The sequence below is a fragment of the Nocardioides sp. 503 genome (genome assembly GCF_004522095.1).
Taxonomy (GTDB): Bacteria; Actinomycetota; Actinomycetes; order Propionibacteriales; family Nocardioidaceae; genus Nocardioides.
In genome coordinates this window covers 170,696-194,219 of sequence record NZ_SPUI01000001.1, presented here as the reverse complement: position 1 = coordinate 194,219, position 23,524 = coordinate 170,696, and the positions used below count along the sequence as shown (strand labels likewise).

Genomic DNA, 23,524 nt, shown 5'->3' with positions numbered 1-23,524 from the left:
CGCCTACCCCCTGTATGTGGGCTCTGTTCCACCCCACAACCCCGCGGGGGGGGGGGGGGGGGGGGCCCCCCGCCCCCCCCCCCCCCCCCCACGACCCGGAGGAAAAATCAGGAAACGATGGCGAGGACGTCGCGGCCGGAGAGGATGAGGAGCTCATCGCCGCCGTACTTGACCTCGGTGCCGCCGTACTTGCTGTAGATGACCTTGTCGCCCACGGAGATGTCCATGGGGATGCGCTCGTCGCCGTCCTCGTTGAAGCGGCCGGGGCCCACGGCCACGACCTCGCCCTCCTGGGGCTTCTCCTTGGCGGTGTCCGGGATGACCAGGCCGGAAGCCGTGGTCTGCTCGGCGTCGAGCGGCTTCACGACGATGCGGTCCTCGAGAGGCTTGATGTTGACCGACACGGTGTCGACCTCCACTTTCTCTGACTCTGGGTTGATCTACCTGGGAGGACGGCGTCCTCCCCACGTTGGGGCTTGCGGGGAGGTACGCCGTCGCGGGGGTCGCACCACACTGCAAGCTCTGGCACCCTCATGAGGAGAGTGCCACCACCGAAACTAGCACTCGCACCAGGCGAGTGCCAGCGGGGTCCCGGGATCCGCTCAGAGCGAGCCGGCGTGGACCCGCCTGATCTGCTGTGGCGCGCCGGCCGCCGCGGCGTCGGAGGGGTCCTCGGGCGTGGCCACGACGACCCGGCGGAAGCGCACCGTGACGTCGCGGGTCTTCGGCACGGAGAAGACGGCCAGCGCCTCCCAGGACCCGTCGTCCTGCTGCCCCACCGGCTCGCCCTCCTCGTAGGGGAACAGCTCGGGGGCCTCGGCCCCCTCGATGCTCAGCCGCACCTCGCTGGGCCGCACGGAGTAGTCGACGTAGCCCCCGGGCCCGTCGTAGCCGGTCCTCGGCGACCCCGCGTCGAACCTCACCACGACCCAGGCGCGCCCCTCGGGGGCCCAGCCCTTCGGTCCGAAGTACGGCAGCGGGCTGGTGATGTTGGCCCGGCAGTCGGCGCCGAAGAAGTCCACGGCCGGGTCGCCGCCGCTCAGCGAGGTCTCCGGGCACGCCGCCCACCGCTGCCCCGGCGACTCGAAGTAGAGCTCCTCGGGCCCGTCCGCGCGCGTCACCGCGGAGTCGTAGGCGTCGCGGATCACCTGGGTCAGACCGTCGTACTCGACCTCAAGGCCGATGTCGTCGCCCGCCTCCTCCGGTACGACCACCGCAGCGGCGTAGACGCCCTCCTCGTCCAGGGCGCCCAGGGGGTACCGCTCCCCGCCGGCCGTCACCGTGAGCATCGGCGACACGTCCTCGGGTGCCTGCATCACGAAGGCGTCCCCCGCGACCACGCCGCGCTCCCACTCGACCTCCACGAACCGCCGGTCCTCCCCCGCCTCGGCGCTCACCCCGGCGTCCTTCGCGGCGAAGGTGTCCGTGCGCTCCCGGGGGGTGCTCACCGTGAAGTCGTAGCGACCGCTGGGCAGCACCACGAAGGTGTGCCGGCCCTCGACCCGGCCGCCGGGCTGCTGGATGACGTCGCCGACGTCGGCGCGGGGCAGGTCGTCGCCGTCGTCGGCGTCGCCGGTGCACGCGCCGAGCGCGAGGACCAGCGGGAGCAGGGCCAGCAGCGGGAGTCGGTTCACACCGGGATGCTTCCGTGCCGCCTACGTCGGCAAACGTGCGCGCCTGACAGGATCACCCGTGTGGACCTCGAGGCGTTTCGCTGGCTGCTGACCGAGCCGGGCCAGCGACTGCTGGCCGAGGCCGGCGCCCTCGACGAGCCGGACCCGCTGCGCGCCCAGACCGCCCTTCGGCGCCTGGCCTCGGCGGAGCACGCGGCGGCGGCGCTCACCCAGGTGCGGCTGCGCGAGCGGGCCGCGACCAAGTTCGGCGACCTCGCCGCCCGCATGTACTTCACCCCCGACGGCCTCGAGCAGGCCACCCGCTCCTCGGTGGCCGACCACCGGGCGGGTCGCCTGGCGGCCTTCCGCGCGGAGAGCCTCGTCGACCTGGGCTGCGGGATCGGCGGGGACCTCGTCGCCGCGGCACGCGTGGGAGTGGTGTGCGTGGGGGTCGACCTCGACCCCGTGCGGGTCGCCGTCGCCGAGGCCAACCTGGCCGCGCTCGACCTGAGCGGCGCGGTCGGCGTCGCCGACGCCACCGAGATCGACACCCGGCCCTTCGACGTGGCCTTCGCCGACCCGGCGCGGCGCACGGCGCGCGGCCGGACCTTCGACGTGGACGACTGGGCGCCCCCCTGGCCCTTCGTCGAGGCCCTCCTGCGCCGCGATGCGTGCGTGAAGGTGGCACCCGGCATCCCCCACGCGCTGGTGCCCGAGGGCGTGGAGGCGGAGTGGGTGAGCGACCACGGCGAGGTGAAGGAGGCGGCGCTCTGGTCGGGCCGCCTGGCCACCGTGCGCCGACGCGCCACGGTGATCGGGGACGGCGGCCTCGCGACGCTCACCGACGAGGACGACCCGGGCGGCGACGTACGAGCGGTGGGTGAGTACCTCTACGAGCCCGACGGCGCGGTCATCCGCGCCGGCCTCGTCACGGCCGTGGCCGCCGGCGTGGGCGGTGGCCTGGTCGACGAGCACATCGCCTACGTCACCTCCGACTCCTCCTTCCACACCCCGTTCGCCCGCGGCTACCGCGTCGTCGCCGAGCTGCCCTACCGGGAGAAGGCCCTCAAGGCGGCACTGCGGGAGCGCGGCATCGGTCGCCTCACGATCAAGAAGCGCGGCGTCGAGGTGGTCCCCGAGCAGCTGCGCAAGCGCCTGGACCTCGCCGGGGACGACGAGGCGACGATCGTGATGACCCGGGTCGCGGGTCAGGGCACGGTCCTGCTCGTCCAGCCGTTCTGAGTCGCGCCGAGCCGTCCTCGGGGCGACTCGCGGCGTTCACCAAACGGCTTGCCCCGTACCCCTCACCGACCGATACCTTGACGCCATGTTCGCAGCCCTCGGCCGCCTGGCCTCCCGTCGTCCGTGGTACGTCATCGCCGCCTGGGTGGTGTTCGCCGGCCTGGTGATCGCCCTCGCCCCCAAGCTGGAGGCGACCACCGACCAGTCGGAGTTCCTGCCCCGCCACTACGAGTCGATCAAGGCCGCCGAGCTGCAGGCCGAGGCCTTCCCCGACACCAACAGCTCCGTCGGCGGCATCGTCGTCTTCGACCGCGAGGACGGCGAGAAGCTCACGCCCGAGGACCTCGCCGCGGCGAACGCCACGATGGCCGAGGTCCAGGCCGAGCTCGGGGCGACGTTCGACGGCGTCCAGGCACTCGACCCCAAGCAGCCCGACGCCCTCGTCGCCCCCTCGGAGGACGGCAAGATCGCCTTCTCCATCGTCGCCCTCGCCGACGACGTGACCGGCTACGAGCCCAGCGCGTTCGACGACGTCGTGGACCTGCGCGGCGACCTGAAGAAGGCCACCGACGGCACCGACCTCCGCTACGGCGTGACCGGCCCGGTCGCGCAGGGCTACGACTCCCAGGAGGCGTCCGGCGACGCGCTGGCCATCGTCGGTGCGGCGACGATCCTGCTCATCGTGGTGCTGCTGGCGCTGATCTTCCGCAGCGTGATCATCACGCTGATGCCGATCGTCATCGTCGGTCTGGTCTCCGTCGTGGCCAACGGGCTCATCGCCTGGGCCAACGACGTGTTCGACCTCAAGGCGAGCAGCGACGTCGAGGTGATCCTGCTCGTGGTGCTCTACGGCATCGGCACCGACTACATCCTGTTCTTCCTGTTCCGCTACCGCGAGCGCCTGCGCGACGGCGAGGCCACGCGAGACGCCGTGGCGCACGCCCTGACCCGGGCCGGCGAGGCGATCGCCTCCGCCGGTGGTGCCGTCATCGTGTCCTTCATGGCGCTGGTGCTGTCCTCGCTGGGCATCTTCAAGTCCATCGGCCCGGCCCTCGCCATCGCGGTGGCGGTCACGCTGGTCGCGTCCCTCACCCTGGTGCCGGCCGTCGTGACGCTGCTGGGCAAGGCGCTCTTCTGGCCCTCGAAGAAGTACCTCGTCGAGCCCACCTCCGCGCGGTTCGCCGCGGTCGGCTCGGCGCTGGGCAGGCGCCCGGCGGTCTTCGCGATCGTGTCCGGCGGAGTGCTGGCCGTGCTGGCGGTGATGGCGTTCACGTTCACCCCGACCTTCGACCTCGGCGACTCCGGTGTCCCGGCGGACGCCGAGTCCACGGTGGCCACCGACAAGTTCACCGAGAGCGTGTCCGCCGGGGCCAGCGACCCGGGCTACATCATGCTCACCTCGCGCGACGGCGAGCAGATCCCGGAGAGCGACGCGGCGGCGTTCGTCGACGCCGTGGGCGGTGCCGACGGCGTGTCCTCGGCGCAGCTCGGCGCGGCGTCCAAGGACGGCAGCACCTGGGCGGTCACCGTGCTGCTCGAGGAGAACCCCGCCTCGGACGCCGCCATCGCCGACGTGCGCGGGCCCTTGCGCGACGCTGCCCACGACGCGGCTCCGGACGGGACCGAGGCCCTCGTCGGCGGTACGACGTCGATCTTCGTGGACTTCCAGGCCGCCATGAACCGCGACTACAAGGTCGTGTTCCCCGTGGCCGCGCTGGTGATCATGCTGATCCTCGCGCTGCTGCTGCGCAGCCTGGTGGCGCCGCTCTACCTGATGGCGTCGGTCGGTCTCGGCTTCGGCGCGACGCTGGGCGCCACGGCGCTGGTCTTCCAGCACATCAAGGGCGACGAGGGGCTGATCTTCCTGCTCCCCATCTACATCTACCTGTTCGTGGTCGCCCTCGGCACCGACTACAACATCCTGATGATCGCGCGGCTGCGCGAGGAGGCACGCCAGGGCAAGGGCTCCCGCGAGGCGGCCTCGCAGGCCCTGCGCCACGCGGGGCCGACCATCGCCGCGGCCGGGGTGATCCTGGCCGGCACCTTCGCGTCCCTGATGCTCGGCGGCAACTCGCTGCTGGTCTCGATGGGCTTCGCCATCTCGTTCGGCATCTTCGTGGCGGCCTTCGTGATGGCGATGTTCTTCACGCCGGCCATCACGGCCCTGATCGGCCACGCCGCGTGGTGGCCCGGCCACGGCGACGAGACCGACGCCGAGCGCGACGAGCGCGTCGGTCACTCCTGACGCCCGCAGCACGGACGCAGGACGCAGGAAGCCCTGCCGCCCCGAGGGGCGGCAGGGCTTCGTGCTGAGGGCTCTCGGCGCCTCGGGTCAGGCGTGGGCGCCGACCGGTGTGGGGGTGGTGCCGGTGGGGGTCGTGCCGCCGGTCGTGTGGATCTTCCTGGCGTGCCGCAGGCCGAGCAGGCTCAGCAGCAGCAGGACGGCCGCGCCGACGAAGGACGCGACGGCGGCGTACCCGGCGATGACGCCCATGGTGGCGAAGGCGAAGGCGTAGAGCAGCAGGCCGCGCAGCGTGCTGCCCATGAAGAGGGTCTCGCGCAGGTCGCCCCACGCGGCCGCCTCGTCCTTCTGCTCCTGCGTGGCGGCGGGGTTCTCCGCGACGGCCGCGCCGAGCTCACGGGCCTTGGCGCTGGCCTCGGAGTAGGTCTGGGGCTCGCCCGCCAGCTCCTCGCCGCTGGCGTTCATGTGGGCCTGGATGTAGTGGTCGGCGTAGGCGCGGGCCTCGGCGCCGCTGTCCATCGGCGAGCCCGCGAACTCCTCGAGCGCCTCGGCGTCCGCCTTCGGCAGGCCCTCGAGGCCGGGGCCCTCGGGCATCACGATGTCCTGGGCGAGGAGCTGCTCCTCGACCTGGTCGCCGATGAACACGTTCGCCCAGGTGAGGAGGCCTCCCGCCACGAGCAGCACCGCCGCCAGCAGCAGTCCGGTGCCGGAGATCAGCTTGTCGAGAGTGGAACGCATGATGTCCTCCAGGTCCGGGCGAGGACGGGATGTCCTTGCTCCACCTCGAACCTAGGGACGGCACGCCGCCCCCAGCAGTGCTGAAGGTCAGCGCCGGGGCGGGACGTTGGTCCCGGCGTCAGCCCAGCGCGGCCTTCTCGGCCCCCACCGACGTGTCGTCACCGTGACCGGTGTGGACGACGGTGTCGTCGGGGAGCGCGAAGAGCTGGGCGCGGATCGACCTCACGATGAGGTCCTCGTCGCTGAAGGAGCGACCGGTCGCGCCCGGGCCGCCCTGGAAGAGGGTGTCGCCGGTGAAGACACAGCCGAGCTCGGGTGCGTAGAAGCACACGGCGCCGGGTGCGTGGCCGGGAGTGTGCAGCACCCGCAGCGTCGTGCCGGCGACGGCGACCTCGGTGCCGTCGGCGAGGTCGAGGTCCCACAGCTCGTCGGAGTGGGTGAGCTCCCACAGCGGCCTGTCGTCCGGGTGCAGCATGATCGGCGCGACCACGCGCTCCCGCAGCGCCGGGGCGACGCGGGAGTGGTCGTCGTGGGCGTGAGTCAGCAGGATCGCCTTGACCGTGCGCTCCCCCACCACCGCCATGATGTCCTCGACCGAGTGGGGCGCGTCGATGACGACGCACTCGGTGTCGTCGCCCACGACCCAGATGTTGTTGTCGACCTGGTGGGTCTCGCCGTCGAGGCTGAACGTCCCCGACGAGACGGCGTGGTCGATGCGCGCGGCCGTCATCAGAGGACCACCACGCTGCGCAGCACGTCGCCGTGGTGCATGCGGTCGAACGCCGCCTCGACGTCGTCGATGCCGATCTCCTCGGTCACGAACGCGTCGAGGTCGAGGCGCCCCTGCTGGTAGAGGTCGACCAGCATCGGGAAGTCGCGGCTGGGCAGGCAGTCGCCGTACCAGCTGGACTTCAGCGAGCCGCCGCGGCCGAACACGTCGATGAGCGGGATGTCGGGCAGCGTCATGTCGGGCGTCGGTACGCCGACGAGCACCACGGTGCCGGCCAGGTCGCGGGCGTAGAACGCCTGCTTCCAGGTCTCGGGACGGCCCACGGCCTCGATCACGACGTCGGCGCCGAAGCCGCCGGTCAGCTCCTGGATCGCCGTCACCGGGTCGACCTGCGAGGAGTCCACCGTGTGCGTGGCGCCCATGGTCGTGGCCTTCTCGAGCTTCTTGGCGTCGATGTCGACCGCGATGATCGTCGCGGCACCGGCGAGCGCGGAGCCCGCGATCGCGGCCACGCCGACGCCGCCGCAGCCGATGACGGCCACGGACTTCCCGCGGGTCACCGCTCCGGTGTTGATCGCCGCGCCGATGCCGGCCATGACGCCGCAGCCCAGCAGGCCGACGGCGGCGGGGCGCGCCGACGGGTCCACCTTCGTGCACTGCCCGGCCGCGACCAGGGTCTTCTCGGCGAAGGCGCCGATGCCCAGCGCCGGGCTCAGCTCGGTGCCGTCCTCGAGCGTCATCTTCTGGGTGGCGTTGTGGGTGGCGAAGCAGTACTGCGGCTCGCCGCGCTTGCACGCACGGCACTCGCCGCAGACGGCGCGCCAGTTGAGGACGACGAAGTCGCCGGGCGCCACGTCGGTCACGTCCGGCCCGACGGCCTCCACCACCCCCGCGGCCTCGTGGCCGAGCAGGAACGGGAAGTCGTCGTTGATGCCGCCCTCGCGGTAGTGCAGGTCGGTGTGGCAGACCCCGCACGCCTGCACCTTCACCAGGGCCTCCCCCGGCCCCGGGTCGGGCACGTTGATGGTCACCACCTCGGTCGGCTGACCCTTGGCTCGTGCGACGACCGCCTTGACCTGCTGCATCCGTGTCCCCTTCGTCATGCGCTGTGGTGGGCTCCATGCAACCGTATGGGCCGCCTGGTCGTGCAGGGGGTGGGGAGGTCGAACCCTCCGATTGCAACCATCTCGGAGGCGTTCGCGTCTTGGACACGTGAACGACTGCACCGCCACCTTGGCGCCCCCGGCGCGTCCCAGGCCCGACACTGGGCTCATGGGTGCGCGCCTGGCCGACCGTGACGAGGAGTTCACGGCGTACCTCGAGGCCCGCCAGGCCCAGCTGCTGCGCACGGCGTACCTGCTCACCGGCGACCGGCACCAGGCCGAGGACGTCCTGCAGACCTCCCTGGCCAAGCTCTACCTCGCCTGGGACAAGGTGCGCGACCGCGACTCGGTGGACGCCTACGTGCGCCGGATCATGGTCAACGAGAACAACTCGCTGTGGCGTCGCGGCTGGAAGCGGCGTGAGCACGCCACCGAGGTCGTCCCCGACCGCCAGGTCAGCGACACCTACGACGAGGGCCTGGGCGCTGCGCTGTGGGACGTCGTCCAGACGCTGCCGCGCAAGGCGCGCGCCGTCGTGGTGCTGCGCTACTACGAGCAGCTGACCGAGGCCGAGACCGCCGACATCCTCGGCATCTCGGTCGGCACCGTGAAGTCCCAGTGCAGCCGGGCCATCGCCACGCTGCGCGACCGGGTCCCGTCCGAGCTGGACCCTGCCCACCGGGAGGAGGAGCGATGAGCAACGAGCATTGGGAGTCCGAGATGAGCCGAGGTCTCGACGAGCGCGCACGAGGTCTCGACGACACGCCGTTCTCCCTCGACCGGGTCAAGGGCCGCGCCCGGCGCATCCGACGCACCCGACGTCTCGCCACCGCCGGAGCGGTGCTCGCCGTGGCCGCCGTGCTCGTCCCCGTGGGCCTGCTCGCCGGCCAGGGGCTGGGCAGCGGCGACGGGGAGGTGCCGCCCGCCAGCCGGAGCTCGGAGCCGACCGTCGTGCCCACCCGCGGCGCCGACGCGGGCGACGAGGGCCTCGGCGGCGACTACGTCGAGGGCCGCACGTGGGTCCGCGCCGACGGCACCAAGGTGCGGCTGCCGGCGGCCTACGACGCCGGCCTCCGCCTCGAGGACCTGCTCGTCGGCGTGCGCAACGACGACGACACCGGCATCGACACCCTCGACCTCGTCGACGCGGACGGCACCGTCACGACGACGCTGCGCGGGGTCGTGGCAGGCCCGGTGGTCAACGACGAGCACACGGCCATCGCCTACGTCACGACCGCGGGTGAGGTGGTGGTGCACACCGCCGACCGCGGCCGCACGGTCGCCCGCGAGCTCGGCCCCAACCTGCTCCCCTCCGCCCTGGTCGGCGCGTGCGACGAGGACGACGCCGGCTGCCGGGTCTACCTCTCCCACGGCGACGGCGCCGCGCCGCCGCAGGTGGTCGGCGCGGACGGCTCCGTCCGGGACGTCGTCGAGGGCGGCTCGGCTCCTCTGGGGCTGCGCGACGCCAACGCCGACACGATCGCGGGCCTGGCCTCCTCGGAGGGCGGGACGGGCTGCTTCGCGCTCTACGACGCCGGCTCGGGCACCACGACGTACGAGACCTGCACCTACGACCTGCTCGACCTGGCGCCGTCCGGGGAGCAGGTGGCGGTCACCCACGCCGACGGCGACGGCGACGGCCACGGCTGGGTGGCGATCCTCGACGAGGACCAGCAGGAGGTCGCGCGCCTCGAGCCGGAGGACGGCGTCGTGCGGGACCAGGTGTGGGCCGGCGACGGAGCGCTGCTCGTCACGGCCTACGAGCGGGACCTACGGGCGTGGGGCATCTGGCGACTGACCCCCGGCGCGGAGCCCGAGCGGGTGGTGGGCGGCGCCGCCGGCGTCGAGGACGCGCCCGCCTACCTGTTGGTGCGCTGAGCGACGGTCGGCCGACCGTCACCGGGGTCATGCCCGGAGGGTCACTCGAAGGTGACGGACGCGAGGACCTCGTCGACGACCGCCTGACGCTGATCGGCCGGGAGCTTGCGGTCGAAGCTCATGGCGACGAGGAGCGCGAGGCCGTCGGCGACGGTCCCGAAGTCCTCGGCGTACGTCGTCTCCGTCGCCCGGCCCGAGATGTGGTACCACTCCTGGCCCGCGACGGTGACCGGCTCGACGATCTTCGGCTCGCGCAGGTAGGGGCCGTTGCGCAGGCGGGTCTCCGCGACCTCCTGGAGCGAGAGCTTGCCGCCGCCGAAGTCGGGCAGCTCCTGGATGTAGATCGCGTTGATGTCCTTGCCGATCTGCGCGGAGTAGGGGTCGCCCTCCTTGGTCACGGTCCAGCCCTCGGGGGCGCGGATCGCGAGGCGCTCGACCCGCACCTCCTCGCCCTCGGCCGGGTCCACGCTGGGCTCCTCGGTGGGCTCCTCGGTGGCGCCGGAGCTCTCCGGCGCCTCGGGCGAGCTCTCCGAGGCCGACGGGGAGCCGGATTCCCCCGGGTCACCGGACGGCTCGTCGTCCGAGCATCCCGAGACGAGCACCAGGGCGAGGGTGAGGACCGCGACCGGCCCGAGCTTGCGCATCACGTGATCTCCTCCGCTGTGGACGGGGCCTCACCCTAGCCGGACCCGAAGACCCCCCCTCGCCACGTTTGGGTCGCTCGCGGCGCGGGTAGGCGGGTCTGGCACGGTTACTACCCCGACTCACTCGGACTCACTCGGACTCAAGGAGAAGGACATGGCGGGAGAGGCTGACTACACCGCAGCCACGACCGCGCTCGTGGAGGCGACGACCTCCGCGGACGTCGCGGCCGCGGTCGACGGGATCATGGGCTTCCTGCAGGGCATCGAGGTCGACGAGGCCACGATCAAGGCGATCGTGGGGATCCTCGAGAGCAGCATCGACGGGCTCGAGCTGCCCCTGGACGGCGTTCCGTCGGCCGCCTTCGGCGGGGCCCAGAGCGCAGCCATCCTGGCGCACCACACCGACCTGGCCCACGACAAGGTGCGCGAGGCGATGAAGGACATGGTCACGGGCCTGACCAGCTTCCGCGACGGCGTCGACACCTTCGTGTCCGGCGTCCGCAGCGCCGATGAGGTCTCGGCCGCCGACTCCACGGGCCTGCTCACCACCGTCGAGGCGTTCACGCCGTGCCTGACGCAGCCCGACGTCACCACCAACAACTCGTGTCCCGCCCCGTAGGAGACAGCTGATGGTCACCGGACCCCAACAGATGAGGCTCGAGCAGGCGCTCTCCGGCGCCTCCGAGACCGCCCTCGAGGGCGCAGGCAGGGAGTGGCAGCGCTGCTCCGAGCTGCTGCTGCGCGTCGCCGACGCCCTCGACCGCGCCGCCCAGGCCGAGGGCACGATCGGCGGACAGACCGGGCCCGCGATGGCCAAGGCCTTCCGCAAGTCGGCCACGGGCATGCGCAAGAAGCAGGACGAGCTGCTCAAGGGCAGGGACGCCCTCAACCTCGCGGCGGGCGCGATCGTGTCCGCGCGGCACCAGCAGACCGTCATGGACAAGCAGCACCCGCAGAAGCCGAACCCGGGCCCCTACTACCCGCCGGTGGACACCAAGGACGGCTCGGACACCACCGACAAGCAGAAGCACCAGGACAAGGTGGACGCCTACACCAACTCGCTCGAGGCGCGCGAGGAGGCGGCCCGCAAGGCCGCCGACAGGATCGACAACGACTTCGCCGACGCGACCGAGCAGATGAAGCAGATCCACGGCATCCCCGACCCGGTCGCTCCGGTGCAGCCCCCGGGCGGCACCACACCTCCGGGCAGCTCGACCCCTCCGGGCGGGGGCGGTCGTACGCCGCAGCCGGTCAACCCGGTGACGCCCGTCCACCCGGTGCATCCGGTGCACCCCGTCCACCCTGTTCACCCGGTCCACCCGGTGGAGCCGCCGCCTCCGATCGACAACCAGCCGATCTACGAGCCGCAGCCCCCGACGACCAACCCGCCCACCTCCCCTCCGTCGCAGCCCGTCGTGACCCCGCCGGGCGCGGTCCCGACCGGGCCGGGCGGTGGCGCCGGCACGATCGGCGGTGGAGGTGGCGGCATGCCGACCGCCGCCATCGGCGCCGTCGCCGGAGGCGGGCTCGCGAGCGCGGCCGTCGGCGGTATCCGCGGGATGATGGGCGGCGGCGCGGCGAGCGCCGGCGGCGCGGCGGGACGCCCGATCGGCGCCTCATCACGAGCCGGAGCGCCCGGCGCCCTCGGACGTGGCTCTGCAGGAGGAGCCGGATCGCCGGCGGGCGGCCGCGGCGCGGCGAGCCCCGGTGGCACGGCCGGCGGGCGCGGCGGTGGCGCGCGCGGCGCCGGCGGTGCGGGTGGCCGAGGAGCCGGTGGCCGGGGAGCCGCCGGGGCCGGCGGCGGAGCGGGCGGACGACGCGGCGGCGCCGCAGGGACCGGAGCTGCCGGCGGGCGTGGCCGCAACGGCGGCAAGGACGAGAAGGAGGGACGCGGCGACCGCGACCTCTTCGACGACGGGCAGGACTGGATCGACGACGCCGACGCGGCGCCGGGCATCATCGACTGACGCACCGCCGACGACCCGCGTCGCGCCGTCGACCAGCGCTCCCCGCGCGGGTCGGCGGCGCGCCGGCGTTCAGGCCAGGACGCTGGTGACCGGCAGGCTGGAGTCGGCCGGCAGGTCCAGGGGGGATGCCGGACGGCCGCGCGCGACCATCTCGGCGCCGAGCGCCGCCACCATGGCGCCGTTGTCGGTGCACAGGCCCGGACGAGGGACGCGCACGCGGATGCCGAGCTTGCTCGCCCGCTCCTTCGCGAGCGCCCGCAGACGGGAGTTGGCGGCGACGCCGCCCCCGATGAGCAGGTCCTCGATCCCCTCGCTGGAGGCGGCGTCCAGGGCCTTGCGCACGAGGACGTCGCAGACGGCCTCCTGGAAGCTCGCCGCGACGTCGTTGACCGGGACCGGCTCCCCCGAGCGCTCGCGGGCCTCGACCCAGCGGGCGACGGCAGTCTTGAGCCCCGAGAACGAGAAGTCGAAGCGGTGCCGCTCGAGGTCGCGGCGGGCGCTCAGGCCGCGCGGGAAGTCGATCGCGACCCGGTCGCCCTCGCGCGCCACCCGGTCGATGTGGGGGCCGCCGGGGAACGGCAGGCCCAGGAGGCGGGCCACCTTGTCGAACGCCTCACCGGCCGCGTCGTCGATGGTGGCCCCCATCGGGTCGACGCCGGTGGTCACGTCGGTGACCTTGAGCAGGCTGGAGTGGCCGCCGCTGACCAGCAGCGCCAGGCACGGCTCCGGCAGGGCGCCGTGCTCCAGCTGGTCGACCGCGACGTGGGCGGCGAGGTGGTTGACGCCGTAGATCGGCTTGCCCAGCCCGAGGGCGAGCGCCTTGGCCGCGGCGACCCCGACCAGGAGGGCCCCGGCCAGGCCCGGGCCGTTGGTCACGGCGATCGCGTCGACGTCGCGCAGCTTGATCCCGGAGGTCTCGCAGGCGCGCTCGATGGTGGGGACCATGGCCTCGAGGTGGGCCCGGCTGGCGACCTCGGGCACGACCCCGCCGAAGCGGGCGTGCTCCTCCACGCTGCTGGCGACCGCGTCGGCGAGCAGGGTGTGCCCGCGTACGACGCCGACACCGGTCTCGTCGCACGAGGTCTCGATGCCGAGGACGAGGGGTTCGTGCTTCACAGGGTCATCCTCCCCCGCAGCCCGCGCGGAGCGCACGCCGCATGACGACGGCCGGCGAGCCGTCACGGTAGTAGCGGGGTCTCCGGTCGACCTCGACGAAGCCCCGGGCGGCGTAGAAGGCCAGCGCGGGGGTGTTGGTGTCGCGCACCTCGAGCAGCAGCCGGTCGGCGCCAGCGTCGGCGGCCAGCGCGACCACGGCGGCCAGCAGCTCCGTGGCCACCCCGCTGCGGCGCCGCTCGCCGCGTACGGCGATCCGCTGCAGCTCGGCGATGTCGGCCACGACGCTCGCGACGGCGTAGCCCACCAGTCCGGCCTCGTCCGCGACGACGTAGTGGACCGTGGGCAGGTTGCCCTCGACGCCCTCGCGCACCAGGCCCTCGGACCAGGCGTCGGCGCCGAGCGCGTCGGACTCGAGGTCGGCGATGGCGATCACGTCGGCGGCGGTGGCCGGTCTGATCACGAGACCCGCTTGGGCGGGCGGGGACTCTCCGCGTCGGGACGGCGCAGGTAGAGCGGGTCGGGGTCGTAGAGCTCGGCCAGCTCCTCGGTCACCACGCGGGCCAACCAGCCCGCGCTCGGTCGCTGCGGCCCGGTGTGGGCAGGGAACGCCGCCGGGTAGAGCGTGCCGCCCTCCCCGACCACCGGCAGCTCGCTGGCGACGGCGTCGGGCTTGGCGACGGCCGGCCCGGCCTGACGCACGCCGCCGTCGTCGTAGGAGGCGAGGTAGACCTCCTTGCGGCGCGCGTCGGTGGCCACCACGAACGGCCCGGGCAGCTGCCCGGCGGCCTCGGCGGCGAGGACGTCGAGCGAGCACACGCCGTAGACGGGCAGCTCGAGGACGTGCGCGAGCGTGCGTGCGGTGACCAGCCCGACGCGCAGACCGGTGAACGGACCGGGGCCGACGCCCACCGCGATCGCGGTGAGGTCCTGGCGCACGATGCCGGCGCGCTGGAGGGACTCCTCGATGAGCGGCGCGAGCTGCTCGCCGTGCTTCATCGACCGGTCGGAGGTCAGCTCGACCACGACGTCCTCCCCGTCGTGGAGGGCGACGGTGACGGTGGGCGAGGCGGTGTCGAAGGCGAGCAGCACGGGACGAACCTACTAATTCGCCCAGCGGGTGCCGATGCCGAGGACCTCGACCTGGCGCGGGTCGAGCTCACCGTCGGCCGTCTCGGCCCGGGCGATGCGCACCTCGAGCCGGGAGTCCGACAGGGACTCGGCCATCCCCTCGCCCCACTCCACCACCGTGACCGCCTCGTCGAGGGACGTGTCCAGGTCGAGGTCGTCGAGCTCGTCGAGGCCCCCGAGCCGGTAGGCGTCGACGTGGACGAGGTCGGGTCCGCCCACCAGGGAAGGGTGGACCCGGGCGATGACGAACGTCGGCGAGGTGACCCCGCCGCGCACCTGGAGCCCCTCTCCCAGGCCCTGGGTGAACGTCGTCTTGCCGGCGCCGAGCCCGCCCGAGAGGACCAGCAGGTCGCCGGCCCGCAGCTCGCCGGCGATGCGCACGCCCAGCGCGCGCATGTCCTCGGCCGTCGGCACGTCGAAGCTGCGCGGCAGCGGGCGTGACAGCTCGACGTAGGGGTGGCGGCGGTCGGCCTGGGCGAAGCCGCGCCGCTGCCAGAAGGCGACCGTGGCCGGGAGCTCCTCGCGGGCGACGACCGACAGCCGCGCCTTGCCCGGCCAGGCCTCGACGGCGGCCGCGACCATGGCCGCGGCGACCCCGTGGCCCTGCGCCGCCGGCAGCACGCCGAAGCGCCGCAGGTAGACCGAGTCGCCGACGGGGTCGAACAGCAGCGCGCCGACCGGCTCGTCGTCGACGCGTGCGACCAGGCCGCCGTTGAGCGCCAGGCGGGTGCCGATGGACTCGACGGTCTCGCCCAGCGCGTCGGCCGGCGGGTGCAGGGCCGGACGGCTCGCGAAGGCCTCGTGGACGATGTGGTGGACGACGGCGGCCGACTCGTGGCCGACGCGCCGCACGGAGAGCGTCACCGGCCCCCCACCCGGGTCGTGGCGGCGGTGATCAGCTGGTCCAGCTCGGCGGTCACCTGGTCGTGGCGCTCCAGCGGGACCATGTGTCCCGCGCCCTCGCACTCCAGCAGCCGCGACCCGGCGATCCGAGCGTGCAGCTTGCGGCTGTGGCCGATCGAGGTCATCTTGTCCTCGGTCCCGCAGATCACGGAGGTGGGGACCCGTCCCAGCACCTCGACGAAGTCGAACTTGTCCAGGCTGCTGAAGCTGGGGAAGAACTCCGCGACGACCTCGAACGGCGTCGCGGACAGCATGTCGTCGACGAACTCGACGTAGGCGGCCGGGACCTTGTCGCCGAACGCGAAGACGTCGGTCGTGACCCGCGCGACGGCCGCTCCCATGCGGCGGAACGTGTCGACCGAGCGGTGGCTGCGGCGCAGCGTGCGCACCGCCCCGCTGGTGAGGCGGCCGCTGAGCCGGCTGGGCAGCAGCGGCAGCAGGATGCGGCCGACGTCGAGGCCGCCGGCGGTGGTGGAGATCAGGCCGACGCCGACCACGCGCTCCCCGATGATCTCGGGGAACTGCTCGGCCAGGGCGACGACGGACATGCCGCCCATGGAGTGCCCTACCAGGACCACCGGCCCGTCGGGGACGACCTCGTCCATGACCTGCTTGAGGTCGCGACCGAGCTGGTCGATGGTGGCGTTCTCGTTGCTCGAGCGGCCCGAGCGGCCGTGGGAGCGCTGGTCGTAGAAGACGGTGCGGACCAGGCCGCGGTAGGCCCCGCGCTGGAAGTGCCAGGCGTCCAGGTTGAGGCAGTAGCCGTGGACGAAGACGACCGTGACCTCGGGATCCGGGCCGCGCCGCGACCAGCGTCGCTGCGTCGGCGGCGCCTCGGTCACCTCGTCGACCTCGACGTGCAGGGGCACGCCGTCCTCGGTGATCACGCTGAGGGGCGCCGACCGCAGCGTCCCGAACTCCGCCGACACGTCGCGTCTGCTGCCGATGGCGTGGTTGCGGCGGGCGACCTCGACCGCCGTACCGGCTGCGGCCAGGCCGACCGCGCCGGCGGCGATGCCGACGATGCGGCGCTGGACGCTCATGCGGGGGCCTCGCTGTCGACGTGGGTGCGGGTCATGCGCCCGCCGATCCGGGTCACGATCTCGTAGCTGATGGTGCCGCATGCCTCCGCCCAGTCCTGGGCCGTCGGCTCGCCGTGGCGGCCCGGGCCGAACAGCACGACCTCCGTGCCGGCGTCGGGCAGGTCACCGCCGAGGTCGACCACGACCTGGTCCATGCACACGCGGCCCCGGATCGGGCGCTGCCGGCCCTCCACGGCGACGGACGCGGCGTTGCTCGCGTGGCGCGGCACGCCCTCGCCGTAGCCGGCCGGCACCAGGCCCACGGTCGTGGCGCGGTCGGCGGTCCAGGCGTGGCCGTAGGAGACCGAGTCTCCGGCGTCGATCGCCTTCACCATGGCCAGCCGGGCGCGCACGGTCATCGCCGGCACCAGGCCGACGTCGTCGGTCTCGCCGGGGGCCGGGTCGAGCCCGTAGGAGGCGATGCCGCAGCGGACCAGGTCGAAGCGGCTGCTGGGTCGCAGCAGGGCGGCGGCGGAGTTGGCGAGGTGGCGCACGTCCGGGCGCAGACCCGCCCGCTCGGCGGCGTCCAGCGCCCGGTGGAACGTCGCCTCCTGGGCGTCGTTGGCGGGGTGGTCGGGCTCGTCGCTGCAGGCGAGGTGGGACCAGAGGCCGGTGATGCGCCAGTGCCCCGCCTCCTCCCCGGCCCGCGCCCGGACGAAGAGCTCCACCCAGTCGCGCTCCGCGGCGCCGCCACGGGAGAGGCCGGTGTCGACCTTGAGCTGGACGCGGGCGGGCTGCGAGGAGCGGCCGGCGGCTGCGGCGATCTCGTCGAGCTCGGCGACGGAGTAGGCGGTGAGGTCGATGTCGGCGGCGAGCGCGTCGGCGTAGGGCTCGCCGGGGACGGTGAGCCAGCAGAGCAGGCGTCCGGTGTCGCCCGCGGCGCGCAGGGCGAGCGCCTCGTCCAGGGTGGCGACGCCGAGCCACTCCGCCCCGGCGTCACGTGCCGCGGCCGCGACCTCGACCATGCCGTGGCCGTAGCCGTCGGCCTTGACGACGACCATGAGCGCGACGCCGGCCGTGCGGCGCAGGGTGCGGACGTTGTGGCGGATCGCGGCGAGGTCGACGACGATCTCGGCCCGCGGTCTGGTCATGGAGCCGATTGTCCCATCCACGGCGCTCGGTCAGCCGAGCGGCGGGAGCCCGCGGACGACCGCCGGCACTGCACCGGCGATCTGCCCGGCCACCAACGGGCCTCCCGCACCGGCCGTCGTGGCCGCCGCGCCGTGCAGCCAGGAGCCCACCGAGGCCGCGTCGAAGGGCTCCAGCCCCGCGGCCAGGAGGGCGCCGATGAGCCCGCCGAGGACGTCCCCGGCGCCGGCTGTCGCCAGCCAGGGGTTGCCGGTGGTGGTGACCCGGGTGCGGCCGCCCTGCTGGGCCGGCTCGGCGACGAGGGTGTGGCGGCCCTTGAGGAGGACCACGCAGCCGTAGGTCTCCGCCGCCTCCCGGGCGTGGGCCAGCGGCCGGGCCTCCACGTCGGCGCGGTCGCGCCCGAGCATGGCCGCGAGCTCGCCGGCGTGGGGCGTGAGCACGGCGGGCACTCCGGGAGGCCCGGCGAGATGAGCGAGGGCGTCGGCGTCCACGACGGCGGGCACGTCGTCACGCAGCGCGGCGGCCAGCTCGGCCGCGGCGTGCTGCCCGCTGCCGGACCCCACGACCCAGGCCTGGACCCGACCGTCGCCGACCACCTCCGGGTGGGCGTCGCGCACGCGGCTGGCGACGCCGGCGGCACCGACGTAGCGGACCATGCCCGCGAGCCCGCAGGCGGCGCCGGAGACGCTCAGCAGGCCCGCGCCGGGGTACTCGTCGGAGCCGGCCCGGACGCCCACCACGCCGCGGCTGTACTTCTGGGCGTCCTCCGCGGGGCGCGGCAGCCGCGCGGCCACGTCGGCGGGCTGGAGCGCCTCGATCGCCGCGGGGGGCAGGTCGAGACCGAGGTCGACGAGGTGCACCACGCCGCTCGCGGACGCGGCGGGGTCGACCAGGTGCGCGACCTTAAGGGTGCCGAAGGTGACCGTGAGGTCGGCCCGGACGTGGGCGCCGCCGAGCTCGCCGCTGTCCACGTCGACCCCCGAGGGCGTGTCGACAGCCACGACGGGCACGCCCTCGACCTCGGCCAGCGCGCGGCGCGCCTCCTCGCGCAGCCCGGGCCGGCCGCCGATCCCGGTGATCCCGTCGACGACGAGCTCGGGGGCGGTGGTGGTGGCGATGGTGGTCGGGTCGGGTCGTGTGCCGGAGGCAGCGCCCGGGCGCTGGCTGCGCCACACGACCCGGCCACCGGCCCCCCTCAACGCCGCCAGCCCGCCCTCGTGCACCGCGTCGGACAGCAGCCACGCCTCGACGGACGCGCCCCGCCGGGCGAGCACGGCGCCGGCGTACAGCGCGTCGCCGCCGTTGTTGCCGCCACCGACTAGGAGCAGCACCCGCCGCCCGTAGGCCGAGCCCAGCAGCTCGAGCACCGCGTAGGCCAGCCCATGGGCCGCCCGCTGCATCAGGGCGCCCTCCGGCAGCCGCGCGAGCAGCGCCGCCTCGGCCTCCCGGACCTGCTCGACGGTGTGCGCGTACCTCATGTGCTCACGCTAGCCGGGGTGGCGGGTGGGTCGTGTGCCGGAGACCGCGTCCCGACGCTGCGTCCGGCACACGACCCCGACCCGTCCGCCGCCGCCTGTGGACAACCGATGCTGAGACATCGAGGCGGGGAATACCTCATCCATGCACACACTCGAGCAGCTGCTACGGGAACAGCAGGGCATGGTGGCCCGCCGCCAGCTCAACGACCGGGGCATCGACTGGGGTCACGTCCGCAACAACGTCGCCGCAGGTCGGTGGGCCGAGCGCACGCCACGGGTCATCAGCACGACCACAGGGCCGCTGGCTCCGAGCCAGCGACTGTGGACGGCCGTCCTGCACGCGGGGCCCCGCAGCATGCTGGGGGGTCTCACCGCAGCCGCGATCCATGGGCTGGAGGGATGGCCCCGGACCGAGGTGTGCGTCCTCGTCGACGACGAGCTGTCCTTCGAGCCCGTCGACGGCGTCCGGTTCTTCCGTACCCGTCGGCCCTACGAGCTGCTGCGGTGCCCTCGCCCCGGGATCCCCCGCTGTCATCTCGAACCGGCAGTCCTCCTCTGGGCGGCATACTCGGCCGAGCCGCGCGCCGCCCACGGGGTCCTTGCGGCTGTGGTGCAGCAGCGGCTGACCACGGCGGGCCGGCTGGTCGAGTGGGTCGACCAGCTGCGCCCGCTGCGGCGTTCGAAGCCGTTCAAGGCGACCCTGAGCTTGATCGACGGTGGGGTCCAGTCGATGGCCGAGCTCGACGTACGTCGCATGTGCCTGCGCTTCGCCATGCCACTCCCCCTCCGCCAGCGGCCGCGCGCCGACCGCACCGGCCGGGTGCGGTGGACCGACTGCGAGTGGGACCTGCCCGACGGCTCCGTCCTGGTGCTGGAGGTGGACGGCTCGTTCCACATGGAGGCCCTCGAGTGGCGCGCCGACCTCCGTCGGGCGCGCCGCATCACGACGCCGACGCGGACGATCCTGCGCTGTTCTGCCTTCGAGCTCCGCCACGAACCCGCCGAGGTCGCCCTCGACCTGGTCGCGCTCGGGCTGCCGGGTCGTGTGCCGGGCGCTGCGGCCTGACGCTGCCTGCGGCACACGACCCATGGTCCGGGCACCCAGCCAGCCCGCTCACCCATCTAGCCCATGTGCACCGTGGGGGTCGTGTGCCTCACGCAGCGCGGGAGCGCTGTCTGCGGCACACGACCCATCCTCGGCCACCGACCAACGCCCACCGAGCGCCCGGTCGAGCCGCGGGTCAGGACTCGAGGACGACGACCGCGGAGGCGATGCCGGCGTCGTGGGAGAGGGAGAGGTGGACGCTGGCGACGCCGAGCTCGGCGGCGCGGGCGGCGACGGAGCCGCGGATCTCGAGGAGGGGGCGGCCGGACGCCTCGTTGACGACCTCCGCGTCCTGCCAGGACATGCCGACGGGCGCGCCGAGCGCCTTGGCCACGGCCTCCTTGGCGGCGAACCGCGCGGCGAGGGACGCGAGCGGGCGCGCGGCCTCGGCGGGGGTGAACAGCCGGGCCGACAGGCCGGGGGTGCGCTCCAGGGACTCCCCGAAGCGCTCGATGTCGACCACGTCGATGCCGACGCCGATCACCGCCACGGGTTGCTCACTCGACGGTGACGGACTTGGCGAGGTTGCGCGGCTGGTCGACGTCGTGGCCCATGGCGGTGGCCAGCTCGCACGCGAAGAGCTGCAGCGGCACGACCGAGACCAGCGGCTGGAGGAGCACCGGCACCTTGGGCAGGCGGATCAGCACGTCGGCGTACGGCTCGATGGAGGTGTCGCCCTCCTCGGCGAGGCAGATCGTGCGCGCGCCCCGGGCCCGGACCTCCTGGATGCCGCTGATCATCTTGCCGTGGAGCTGGTCGCGGCCCTGGGGAGGTACGACGCACAGCACCGGCAGGCCCTCCTCGATGAGCGCGATCGGGCCGTGCTTGAGCTCGCCCGCGGCGAAGCCCTCGGCGTGGATGTAGGCCAGCTCCTTGAGCTTGAGCGCACCCTCCAGCGCGACGGGGTAGCCGGCGTGGCGGCCCAGGAACAGCACCGAGCGGGTGTCCAGGTGACTGCGGGCGAGCTCGTAGACGGTCTCCGCGGACTCCAGCACGGTCTCGATGTGGCCGGGCATCTCCTCGAGCTGCTGCATGATCTCGGTGATCTCGTCGCCGTAGCGGGTGCCCTTGACCTGGGCGATGTAGAGCGCGAGCAGGTAGCAGGCGACGAGCTGGGTGAGGAAGCCCTTGGTGGAGGCGACGCCGATCTCGGGGCCGGCGTGGGTGTAGATCACGGCGTCGGACTCCCGCGGGATGGTCGAGCCGTTGGTGTTGCAGATGGCCAGGACCTTGGAGCGCTGGGTCCGCGCGTGCCGGATGGCCTGGAGGGTGTCGGCGGTCTCCCCGGACTGGCTGATCGCCACGATCAGCGTGGAGTAGTCGAGGATCGGGTCGCGGTAGCGGAACTCCGAGGCCAGCTCGACCTCGACCGGGACCCGGGTCCAGTGCTCGATGGCGTACTTGGCCACCATGCCGGCGTAGAAAGACGTGCCGCAGGCGATGATGATGATCTTGTCGACGTCGCGGATCTCGTCGTCGGACAGCCGCATCTCGTCGAGCTGAAGCAGCCCCTCCGCGTTGCGCCGCCCGAGCAGCGAGTCGGCGACCGCGCGCGGCTGCTCGAAGATCTCCTTGCGCATGAACCAGTCGTGGCCGTCCTTCTCGGCGGCCGACAGGTCCCACGTGACGTGGTAGCGCTTGCCCTCCGACGGGGCGCCGTCGAAGTCCGTGACCTCGACGCCCTCACGCGTGATCGTGACGACCTGGTCCTGGCCCAGCTCCATGGCCTCGCGGGTGTGCTCGATGAACGCCGCCACGTCGGAGCCGAGGAAGTTCTCGCCCTCGCCGATGCCGACCACGAGCGGCGAGCTGCGGCGCGCGGCCACGACCCGGTCGGGGTCCTGGCTGTCGACCGCCACCAGCGTGAAGGCGCCCTCCAGCCGGCGGCACACGTGCTGCATGGCGGTGGTCAGGTCGAGGCCGGACTCCACCAGCGACTCCAGCAGGTGGGCCGCGACCTCGGTGTCGGTCTCGGAGAGCAGCACGCCCCCGGCCGTCTCGATCTCGGTGCGCAGCGTCGCGAAGTTCTCGATGATGCCGTTGTGGACCAGCGCCACGCGCCGCGCGCCGCCGACGTGGGGGTGGGCGTTGGTGTCGTTGGGCGCCCCGTGGGTGGCCCACCGGGTGTGCCCGATGCCGGTCGTGGACTCCGGCAGCGGGGCGTCGGCGATGGCCTTCTCGAGGTTGGCGAGCTTGCCGGCCCGCTTCTCCGAGGCCAGGGTTCCCTGCACCACGAGGGCCACTCCGGCCGAGTCGTAGCCGCGGTACTCCAACCGTCGCAGACCCTCGATGACGACCTGCTGGGCCTGCTTCGGCCCCACGTATCCGACGATGCCACACATGGGCCCCACTGTAAGGGTGAGACGCCGCTCCCCCGGCCCGCACCCGCTGCTGCAAGAATCCCGGCATGTCGACAGGCGGGGGCCATCGCAACGGTGGCCACGACGACCACCGGGAGAGCTCGCCCTACGTCGAGCTGGACCGTGCGGCGTGGGCGGCCCTGGCCGCCGAGACCGAGAACCCGCTCAGCGTGGAGGAGATCCGCAACCTGCGCGGGCTCGGTGACCAGCTGGACCTCGACGAGGTCGAGGAGGTCTACCTGCCGCTCAGCCGCCTCCTGAGCCTGTACGTCGAGGCCGCGGGCAAGCTGCACCGCGAGCAGGAGGCGTTCCTGCACCAGCGCAACCCCCCGCGCACGCCGTTTGTCATCGGCCTGGCCGGCTCGGTGGCTGTCGGGAAGTCGACCACCGCCCGCGTGCTGCAGCAGATGCTGGCCCACTGGCCCGAGCACCCCAACGTCGCCCTGATCACCACCGACGGCTTCCTCTACCCCAACCGCGAGCTCGAGCGCCGCGGCCTGATGCACCGCAAGGGCTTCCCCGAGTCCTACGACCGGCGCGCGCTGCTGCGCTTCGTGGTCGACATCAAGTCCGGCAACGACGAGGTCGAGGCGCCGACGTACTCCCACCTCGTCTACGACGTCGTCCCCGACGAGAAGGTCGTGGTCAAGCGGCCCGACATCGTGATCATCGAGGGCCTCAACGTCCTGCAGCCGGCGCGCGTGCGCGAGGACGGCACCGCCGGGCTGACCCTGAGCGACTTCTTCGACTTCTCCGTCTACGTCGACGCCGGGCGCGACAAGATCCGCGACTGGTACGTCTCGCGCTTCCTGCGGCTGCGCGAGACGGCGTTCCGCGACCCGGGCTCCTACTTCGCCAAGTACGGCGCACTGACGCAGGAGGAGGCGGTCGCCGAGGCCGAGCGCATCTGGGACGGCATCAACGGGCCCAACCTGGTCGAGAACATCCTGCCCACCCGCTCGCGCGCCACCCTGGTGCTGCGCAAGGACCGGGACCACTCGGTCCGCTACGTGCGCCTGCGCAAGCTCTGAGCGCCCTCGGCCGAGGCCGAGCCGCTCCATCCCCCGTGTCTGGGCGGGCGTCAGTCACACCCGCCCCTGACGCCC

The 23,524-nt window shown here is 73.4% G+C and carries 23 protein-coding genes; 8 read left to right on the top strand and 15 right to left on the bottom strand.

Annotated features, from left to right (window positions below):
* Positions 1 to 107: 107 nt before the first annotated feature.
* Both groES and E4622_RS01020 read right to left on the bottom strand, forming a co-directional pair.
* Complete coding sequence (gene groES, locus E4622_RS01025; RefSeq protein WP_134738243.1) at positions 108 to 404, bottom strand: co-chaperone GroES; 297 nt, start codon at positions 402 to 404, stop codon at positions 108 to 110.
* A gap of 198 nt (positions 405 to 602) precedes the next feature.
* A complete protein-coding gene (locus E4622_RS01020; RefSeq protein ID WP_134738230.1) occupies positions 603 to 1,634 on the bottom strand; it encodes a hypothetical protein in 1,032 nt (343 codons plus the stop codon).
* Between the two features lie 60 nt (positions 1,635 to 1,694).
* Between E4622_RS01020 and E4622_RS01015 the strand changes: the two genes are divergently transcribed.
* The gene (locus tag E4622_RS01015) at positions 1,695 to 2,855 is read left to right on the top strand and encodes a class I SAM-dependent methyltransferase (protein WP_134738229.1); all 1,161 of its coding nucleotides are present in this window, start codon (positions 1,695 to 1,697) and stop codon (positions 2,853 to 2,855) included.
* A gap of 85 nt (positions 2,856 to 2,940) precedes the next feature.
* The gene (locus E4622_RS01010) at positions 2,941 to 5,100 is read left to right on the top strand and encodes an MMPL family transporter (RefSeq protein WP_134738228.1); all 2,160 of its coding nucleotides are present in this window, start codon (positions 2,941 to 2,943) and stop codon (positions 5,098 to 5,100) included.
* Between the two features lie 87 nt (positions 5,101 to 5,187).
* Here the strand turns inward: E4622_RS01010 and E4622_RS01005 are convergent, their stop codons facing one another.
* From E4622_RS01005 to E4622_RS00995, 3 genes are all read right to left on the bottom strand, one after another.
* Complete coding sequence (locus tag E4622_RS01005) at positions 5,188 to 5,835, bottom strand: hypothetical protein (RefSeq protein WP_209021737.1); 648 nt, start codon at positions 5,833 to 5,835, stop codon at positions 5,188 to 5,190.
* Between the two features lie 118 nt (positions 5,836 to 5,953).
* A complete protein-coding gene (locus tag E4622_RS01000; protein WP_134738227.1) occupies positions 5,954 to 6,565 on the bottom strand; it encodes an MBL fold metallo-hydrolase in 612 nt (203 codons plus the stop codon).
* Complete coding sequence (locus E4622_RS00995) at positions 6,565 to 7,650, bottom strand: S-(hydroxymethyl)mycothiol dehydrogenase (RefSeq protein WP_134738226.1); 1,086 nt, start codon at positions 7,648 to 7,650, stop codon at positions 6,565 to 6,567. Before E4622_RS00995 ends, E4622_RS01000 begins: the two co-directional genes overlap by 1 nt.
* A gap of 187 nt (positions 7,651 to 7,837) precedes the next feature.
* Between E4622_RS00995 and E4622_RS00990 the strand changes: the two genes are divergently transcribed.
* Together E4622_RS00990 and E4622_RS00985 are read left to right on the top strand one after the other, a co-directional pair.
* Positions 7,838 to 8,365, top strand: coding sequence for a SigE family RNA polymerase sigma factor (locus E4622_RS00990; RefSeq protein WP_245155828.1), 528 nt, complete (start codon positions 7,838 to 7,840; stop codon positions 8,363 to 8,365).
* Positions 8,362 to 9,546: a hypothetical protein gene (locus tag E4622_RS00985; protein ID WP_134738225.1), complete on the top strand. Its 1,185-nt coding sequence runs from the start codon at positions 8,362 to 8,364 to the stop codon at positions 9,544 to 9,546. The genes E4622_RS00990 and E4622_RS00985 overlap by 4 nt, the downstream gene beginning before the upstream one ends.
* 41 nt (positions 9,547 to 9,587) lie before the next feature.
* On the opposite strand, the gene E4622_RS00980 is transcribed toward E4622_RS00985, so the two are convergent.
* The gene (locus tag E4622_RS00980; protein WP_134738224.1) at positions 9,588 to 10,193 is read right to left on the bottom strand and encodes a hypothetical protein; all 606 of its coding nucleotides are present in this window, start codon (positions 10,191 to 10,193) and stop codon (positions 9,588 to 9,590) included.
* Between the two features lie 151 nt (positions 10,194 to 10,344).
* Here E4622_RS00980 and E4622_RS00975 point away from each other — a divergent pair, with 151 nt between their 5' ends.
* Positions 10,345 to 10,809, top strand: a complete 465-nt coding sequence (locus E4622_RS00975; RefSeq protein ID WP_134738223.1) for a hypothetical protein — start codon at positions 10,345 to 10,347, stop codon at positions 10,807 to 10,809.
* 10 nt (positions 10,810 to 10,819) lie between these two features.
* A complete protein-coding gene (locus E4622_RS00970) occupies positions 10,820 to 12,157 on the top strand; it encodes a hypothetical protein (RefSeq protein WP_134738222.1) in 1,338 nt (445 codons plus the stop codon).
* 69 nt (positions 12,158 to 12,226) lie between these two features.
* On the opposite strand, the gene tsaD is transcribed toward E4622_RS00970, so the two are convergent.
* Genes tsaD through E4622_RS00935 form a run of 7 tightly spaced genes read right to left on the bottom strand, consistent with a single transcriptional unit; the run spans position 12,227 to position 18,953 of the window.
* Positions 12,227 to 13,273, bottom strand: coding sequence for a tRNA (adenosine(37)-N6)-threonylcarbamoyltransferase complex transferase subunit TsaD (gene tsaD, locus E4622_RS00965; protein ID WP_134738221.1), 1,047 nt, complete (start codon positions 13,271 to 13,273; stop codon positions 12,227 to 12,229).
* A 4-nt stretch (positions 13,274 to 13,277) separates the two neighbouring features.
* Positions 13,278 to 13,733 (bottom strand): ribosomal protein S18-alanine N-acetyltransferase, encoded by a 456-nt coding sequence (rimI, locus tag E4622_RS00960; protein WP_134738220.1) that lies wholly within the window; start codon positions 13,731 to 13,733, stop codon positions 13,278 to 13,280.
* Positions 13,730 to 14,362: a tRNA (adenosine(37)-N6)-threonylcarbamoyltransferase complex dimerization subunit type 1 TsaB gene (gene tsaB, locus E4622_RS00955; RefSeq protein ID WP_134738219.1), complete on the bottom strand. Its 633-nt coding sequence runs from the start codon at positions 14,360 to 14,362 to the stop codon at positions 13,730 to 13,732. The genes rimI and tsaB overlap by 4 nt, the downstream gene beginning before the upstream one ends.
* A 12-nt stretch (positions 14,363 to 14,374) precedes the next feature.
* Positions 14,375 to 15,265 carry a tRNA (adenosine(37)-N6)-threonylcarbamoyltransferase complex ATPase subunit type 1 TsaE gene (gene tsaE / locus E4622_RS00950; protein ID WP_134738218.1) on the bottom strand — a complete coding sequence of 297 codons (891 nt, stop codon included), beginning with the start codon at positions 15,263 to 15,265 and terminating at the stop codon, positions 14,375 to 14,377.
* The gene (locus E4622_RS00945; protein WP_134738217.1) at positions 15,262 to 16,347 is read right to left on the bottom strand and encodes an alpha/beta hydrolase; all 1,086 of its coding nucleotides are present in this window, start codon (positions 16,345 to 16,347) and stop codon (positions 15,262 to 15,264) included. Before E4622_RS00945 ends, tsaE begins: the two co-directional genes overlap by 4 nt.
* Entirely contained in the window at positions 16,344 to 17,477 is a 1,134-nt protein-coding gene (alr, locus tag E4622_RS00940) for an alanine racemase (RefSeq protein WP_134738216.1), read from the bottom strand. Before alr ends, E4622_RS00945 begins: the two co-directional genes overlap by 4 nt.
* A 30-nt stretch (positions 17,478 to 17,507) precedes the next feature.
* On the bottom strand, positions 17,508 to 18,953 hold the full coding sequence (locus E4622_RS00935) for a bifunctional ADP-dependent NAD(P)H-hydrate dehydratase/NAD(P)H-hydrate epimerase (RefSeq protein WP_134738215.1): 1,446 nt from the start codon (positions 18,951 to 18,953) through the stop codon (positions 17,508 to 17,510).
* A gap of 142 nt (positions 18,954 to 19,095) precedes the next feature.
* On the opposite strand from E4622_RS00935, the gene E4622_RS00930 reads away from it, so the two are divergent.
* Positions 19,096 to 20,019, top strand: a complete 924-nt coding sequence (locus tag E4622_RS00930) for a hypothetical protein (protein WP_134738214.1) — start codon at positions 19,096 to 19,098, stop codon at positions 20,017 to 20,019.
* A 175-nt stretch (positions 20,020 to 20,194) separates the two neighbouring features.
* On the opposite strand, the gene E4622_RS00925 is transcribed toward E4622_RS00930, so the two are convergent.
* Together E4622_RS00925 and glmS are read right to left on the bottom strand one after the other, a co-directional pair.
* Positions 20,195 to 20,548, bottom strand: coding sequence for a holo-ACP synthase (locus E4622_RS00925; protein ID WP_134738213.1), 354 nt, complete (start codon positions 20,546 to 20,548; stop codon positions 20,195 to 20,197).
* A 7-nt stretch (positions 20,549 to 20,555) separates the two neighbouring features.
* Positions 20,556 to 22,400: a glutamine--fructose-6-phosphate transaminase (isomerizing) gene (gene glmS, locus E4622_RS00920; RefSeq protein WP_134738212.1), complete on the bottom strand. Its 1,845-nt coding sequence runs from the start codon at positions 22,398 to 22,400 to the stop codon at positions 20,556 to 20,558.
* Positions 22,401 to 22,465: 65 nt separating this feature from the next.
* Between glmS and coaA the strand changes: the two genes are divergently transcribed.
* Positions 22,466 to 23,449 carry a type I pantothenate kinase gene (coaA, locus tag E4622_RS00915; RefSeq protein ID WP_134738211.1) on the top strand — a complete coding sequence of 328 codons (984 nt, stop codon included), beginning with the start codon at positions 22,466 to 22,468 and terminating at the stop codon, positions 23,447 to 23,449.
* Positions 23,450 to 23,524 lie beyond the last annotated feature (75 nt).